5 protein-coding genes are annotated in these 5028 nt (G+C 73.1%); all 5 read left to right on the top strand.

The features are described 5' to 3' along the window. Positions 1-1033 (top strand): EamA family transporter (locus tag HGA02_RS10025; RefSeq protein WP_210728401.1); only part of this gene is annotated, 1033 nt, incomplete at its 5' end. A 46-nt stretch (positions 1034-1079) separates the two neighbouring features. Next, a complete protein-coding gene (locus tag HGA02_RS10020; RefSeq protein ID WP_168678882.1) occupies positions 1080-1337 on the top strand; it encodes a type II toxin-antitoxin system prevent-host-death family antitoxin in 258 nt (85 codons plus the stop codon). A gap of 5 nt (positions 1338-1342) precedes the next feature. Continuing rightward, entirely contained in the window at positions 1343-1714 is a 372-nt protein-coding gene (locus HGA02_RS10015; protein ID WP_343035423.1) for a PIN domain-containing protein, read from the top strand. 242 nt (positions 1715-1956) lie between these two features. Continuing rightward, on the top strand, positions 1957-3414 hold the full coding sequence (purB, locus tag HGA02_RS10010) for an adenylosuccinate lyase (RefSeq protein ID WP_168678880.1): 1458 nt from the start codon (positions 1957-1959) through the stop codon (positions 3412-3414). A gap of 465 nt (positions 3415-3879) precedes the next feature. Continuing rightward, the gene (locus HGA02_RS10005; RefSeq protein WP_210728402.1) at positions 3880-4731 is read left to right on the top strand and encodes a hypothetical protein; all 852 of its coding nucleotides are present in this window, start codon (positions 3880-3882) and stop codon (positions 4729-4731) included. The last annotated feature ends 297 nt before the right edge of the window (positions 4732-5028 follow it).

Below are 5028 nucleotides of genomic sequence, written 5' to 3'. Positions count from 1 at the left end.
GATCGCGCGGTCCGGCATGTTCCCGCGGGTCGCCGCGCCCGTCGTCGCCGCGGGCTCGGTCTCGTGGCTCGTGTCGGCCGTCGTCGTGGGCGCCGTGCCCGACCTGCCCGAGGCCGTGGAGATGCTGTTCGCGGTCAACGGCACGGTCGCCAAGCTCGCGATGCAGGCCGGCCTCAGCCCCACGCGGCTCGTCGAGATCCGGTGCGTCGGGTCGGCCGTCGTGCTCGTCGCGGCGGTCCTCGTCGTCGGCGCCCGGCGGCTGCGGCTGCGCGACCGGCGCGAGCTCGTCTCGCTCGCGGTCCTCGGCGTCGTCGGCGTCGCGCTCGTCCAGTGGCTCTACCTGACGGCGATCTCCCGGCTGCCCGTCGGCATCGCGCTGCTCATCGAGTACACCGCTCCCCTGCTCGTCGCCCTGTGGGCGCGGTTCGTGCTGAAGGAGGCCGTGCACCGACGCGTGTGGTGGGCGCTCGTCGCGTGCCTCGGCGGCCTGGCACTCGTCGCCCAGGTCGGCGAGGGCGTGGTGCTCGACGCGCTGGGTCTGCTCGCCGCGGCCGGCGCTGCCGTCTCCCTCGCGGCCTACTACCTGCTCGGCGACAAGCTCCTCACGACGCGCGACCCGCTCTCGACGCACGCGTGGACCATGGCGTTCGCGGCGCTGTTCTGGGTCGTCCTGCAGCCGGTGTGGACGTACCCGTACGGGATGCTCGACGACGCGGTCGACGTGCCCGGCACCGTCACCCCGCCCCTGTGGCTGCTCGTCGTCTGGATCGTCGTCCTCGGCACCGTCGTCCCGTACCTGCTGTTCCTCGTCGGCATCCGCTCCCTCGGGCCAGCGCGCGCCGGCCTGCTCGGCATGGTGGAGCCCGTCGCCGCGTCGGCGTCCGCGTGGGTGTTCCTCGGCGAGGCGATGACGGCGGTGCAGCTCGTCGGCGGCGCGGTGGTCCTCGGCGGCGTCGTCCTCGCCGAGACCGCCCGCCAGCGCCGCCCCGCCGACGAGCCCGCGTACGTCCTCCCGGACACCGTCGCCCCCTGACCGGCTCCCCGTCGACGCGAGGTAGCACAAGCGCTACGGTGGTCCGGTGTCTTCTTCCGTCGGGCTTCGCGAGCTCCGCCAGAACGCGTCTGCCGTGCTGCGTCGGGTCGAGGCCGGAGAGCACATCGGGGTGACGGTGAGCGGACGCCGCGTGGCCGAGCTCGTGCCCGCCGCGGCAGCGAGCTGGCAGCGCGGCGACGCGGTCGCGGGTATCTGGACGGGCGCCGACTACGGTTCTCTCGAGCGGGACGCGTTCGACGACTCCTTCCGCGACCCCTTCGCCGGCGGCGGCCCTGTCGCGTGAGGTACGTGCTCGACACCTCGGTGCTGATCTCCGAGGCGTTCACCTCGTCGCCCGACGGCGAGTACGCGATCAGCGCGGTGACTCTCGCCGAGCTCCACTACGGCGTCCTCGTGGCCACCGACCACAGTCGACCCGAGCGGCTCCGTCGGCTGGCCGCCGTCGAGCGGACGTTCACCGCGCTCCCCGTCGACGCGGCCGTCGCCGCGAGCTACGGTGCGATCGCGGCGGCGGTGCGTGCGGGCGGGCGGCAGCCTCGGGCTCGTCAGACGGACCTTCTGATCGCGGCGACAGCTCACGCGCACGACGCCGCGCTGCTCACCCACAACCTCGACGACTTCGTCGGGGTGCGTGAGCTCGTCGAGGTCCGGGAGCCCTAGCCCCACCGCGTGGTCGGGGCGACCCGCCGGCAACCGCCGGCGAACCGAACGCGTCATCGACGGCCTTGAGAGCCGCGGTCGTCGCACGCTTCCGGGGATCCCGCCCGGAACCACGCCACTCGCTCGCTCCTCGCTCGTCCCGGCGGCGACGCGCGCACGCCAGCCCGATCCTCTGCCGTGCGACGACCGCAGTCCGACGGACACGCCGACGGACCGTGGGGCCGCTCTGGGATGATGGCGGCATGTCCTCCCCCGACGTCACCGCCCCGTCCGCGCGCGTCCGTCTGGCCGACGCGTCCCCCGCGATCGCGCTCGGCCCGCTGGACGGCCGGTACCGCGCGTCGGTCGCCCCGCTGGTGGACCACCTGTCGGAGGCGGCGCTCAACCGCGAGCGGGTGCACGTCGAGGTCGAGTGGCTGATCCACCTGACGCGGCACGGCGTGGTGCCGGGCGCACCGACGCTGTCCGCGGCGGAGGAGCAGTACCTGCGCGACGTCGTGACGTCGTTCGGCGCGGCGGAGGTCGCGGAGCTCGCGGAGATCGAGCGCGTGACGGTGCACGACGTGAAGGCGGTCGAGTACTTCCTCAAGAAGCGCCTCGCCGACGCGCCCGCGACGCTCGGTCCCGACACGGTGCTGCCCGGCGCGAGCGAGCTCGTGCACTTCGGCTGCACCAGCGAGGACGTCAACAACCTGTCGTACGCGCTGATGGTGCGGGGTGCGGTGCAGGACGTGTGGCTCCCGGCGGCGACGGCGCTGACGGACGAGGTCGCGGCCCTCGCGCACGAGCACAAGGACCAGCCGCTGCTGGCGCTGACGCACGGCCAGCCGGCGACGCCGACGACGCTGGGCAAGGAGCTCGCGGTGCTGACGCACCGGCTGCGGCGGCAGCTGCGGCGGATCGCGTCGGACGAGTTCCTGGGCAAGATCAACGGCGCGACGGGGACGTTCGGCGCGCACGTCGTCGCGGTACCGGGCGCGAACTGGCCGATCGTGAGCCGGACGTTCGTCGAGCACCTGGGCCTGACGTGGAACCCGCTGACGACGCAGATCGAGTCGCACGACTGGCAGGCGGAGCTCTACGCCGACGTCGCGCGGTTCAACCGCGTGCTGCACAACCTGGCGACGGACGTCTGGACGTACATCTCGCGCGGGGTCTTCATCCAGATCCCGGTGGCGGGCGCGACGGGCTCGTCGACGATGCCGCACAAGGTGAACCCGATCCGGTTCGAGAACGCCGAGGCGAACCTGGAGCTCTCGTCGGCGCTGCTCGACACGCTGGCGTCGACGCTGGTCACGAGCCGGCTGCAGCGCGACCTGACCGACTCGACGACGCAGCGGAACATCGGCCCGGCGTTCGGGCACTCGCTGCTCGCGATCGACAACGTGCGCCGCGGCCTGCGGGCGCTCGACGTGGACGCGGACCTGCTGGCGCGCGAGCTCGACGAGAACTGGGAGGTGCTCGGCGAGCCGGTGCAGTCGGCGATGCGCGCCGCGTCCGTCGCGGGTGTGACCGGCATGGAGAACCCGTACGAGCGGCTCAAGGAGCTGACGCGCGGGCGCCGGCTGACGGCGGACGACATGCGCGAGTTCATCGGCGGCCTGGGGCTGCCCGACGACGTCGCGGCACGCCTGCAGGCGCTCTCGCCCGCGTCGTACACGGGGCTCGCGTCGGAGCTGGTCGCGTACCTCGACCACTGACCGGCTCGCGGTCCTCGCGCGGTCGGCTCCTCGAGCCGGGGCGGTCCGTCCGTCGGGTCGGGACGAAGGTCCCGGACGGCGGGGCGGTGCGCGGACGATCGTCGTCCCTGGCGCGCCTCGAGGCCGGTCCGAGCCGAACGAGTGAATCGGACAGTTCGGGTCAATCGTTCTTGCTGCGCCGTTCGCGCTACAGTTCGACGCGTCGTCGGCGAGAGCGCTTCCAGCAAAGCCGCAGGTCCATGCGTTCGTAACGTTTCGACCGATTCTCACCGAGCTCTCATCTGGTCGAACCGCTTCGATCGGGAACACTCTCATCGCCTCTGACCTGCGGAAGCACACCGCTGGCACACGGACGGGTGACGCGATCTGGACAGGTGCCCGTGAAGGGCTGCACAATCGTGCACCGATCCGTCCTGTTCCTCCGGTTCCTCCCTCTTCCCGGCAAGGATGCCCACCGTGACCCTCATGCAGAAGGCGATCACACCAGCGCTCACCCGCGCGATCCTGACCGCGGGGCACGACCGTGTGGCCGGCTACGTGGTGCGCGCCGAGGACGTCGGCTTCGCGACGACCCCGGCACAGCTCTTCGAGGTGCACGGCCTCGGGTACGAGGGGTCGCCCTTCAGCCCCTGGGACCGGTCGATCGACATCCTGCGGTTCGAGTCCTCGCCACAGCTCCAGTACCGCGACGTCCCGGGCTACATCCTCCCGCTGTGGTGGCTCCGGCACTCCCGCATCCCCCCGGGCGCGGAGCTCATCCGCGTCTACGAGGACGGCACCGCGACGCTGCTCGCCCGCTACGGCGACGTCGGCACCGGCTGGACGGTCACGCAGCTCGGGGCCCGGCGCCCCGCCCTGGCCTCGCTCTCGCGGTGCGTCGGCCCCGTCGCCAAGTGGCACGGCGCGTACCTCGAGGCGGACGTCGTCGACGGCGGTCACACCGTGGTCCTCGCGCTCGCCAACCCGCCGCTCGCCGAGACCGGCTTCCACCAGGCGCCGTCGGGCCGCTGGTACCGCCGGGTCGCCCGGGAGGACGTGACCGAGCTGTTCGAGCTCGACCTGACGGCCCGCTGGAACGGCCTGTCCGTCCGCGTCGTCGACCAGTGGCAGGACGCGCAGCGCTACGTCGTCGCACGCATCTCGCACCTCGGCGACGACATCGAGCGGGCCGAGCGCCTGCACCTCGAGCGCGTCGAGGCCGGCGTGTACGAGGGCATCGTCTACGCCGCCGAGCTCACCGACATCCAGACGAACCAGGTCGTCCCGCACACCTGGGCCCCCGGGCCCGCCGCGCAGCGGCACCAGGTGGCCTACTGACGACCGCATGGACCGAGGGAGCGGCGATCCCCCCGCTGTGATCCCTCTCGAACGCGTGCCGGGCCTGGCCCTCCCCCCCGTCCAGGCCCGGCACGCACCATGTCCGGGGTGCGCCCCTCGCTGACACGTGTGGGCCCGCCCGTACCGACTCCCTGGCACGGACAGCCGGAGGGTCAGCGGGCCGCCGCGCCCACGGTCGTCACCACCGGGCCCGCGCCCGTCCCCACGACCGTCGGGACCTCGATCGCCGCGAGCTCCGCGAGCGCCGCCGCGTACGCGACCGCGTCACCGGCCCGC

The organism is Cellulomonas septica, from assembly GCF_012396155.1.
GTDB lineage: Bacteria > Actinomycetota > Actinomycetes > Actinomycetales > Cellulomonadaceae > Cellulomonas > Cellulomonas septica.
Note: the sequence above shows the minus strand (reverse complement) of the source record. Positions and strands in the feature narration are given on the sequence as shown.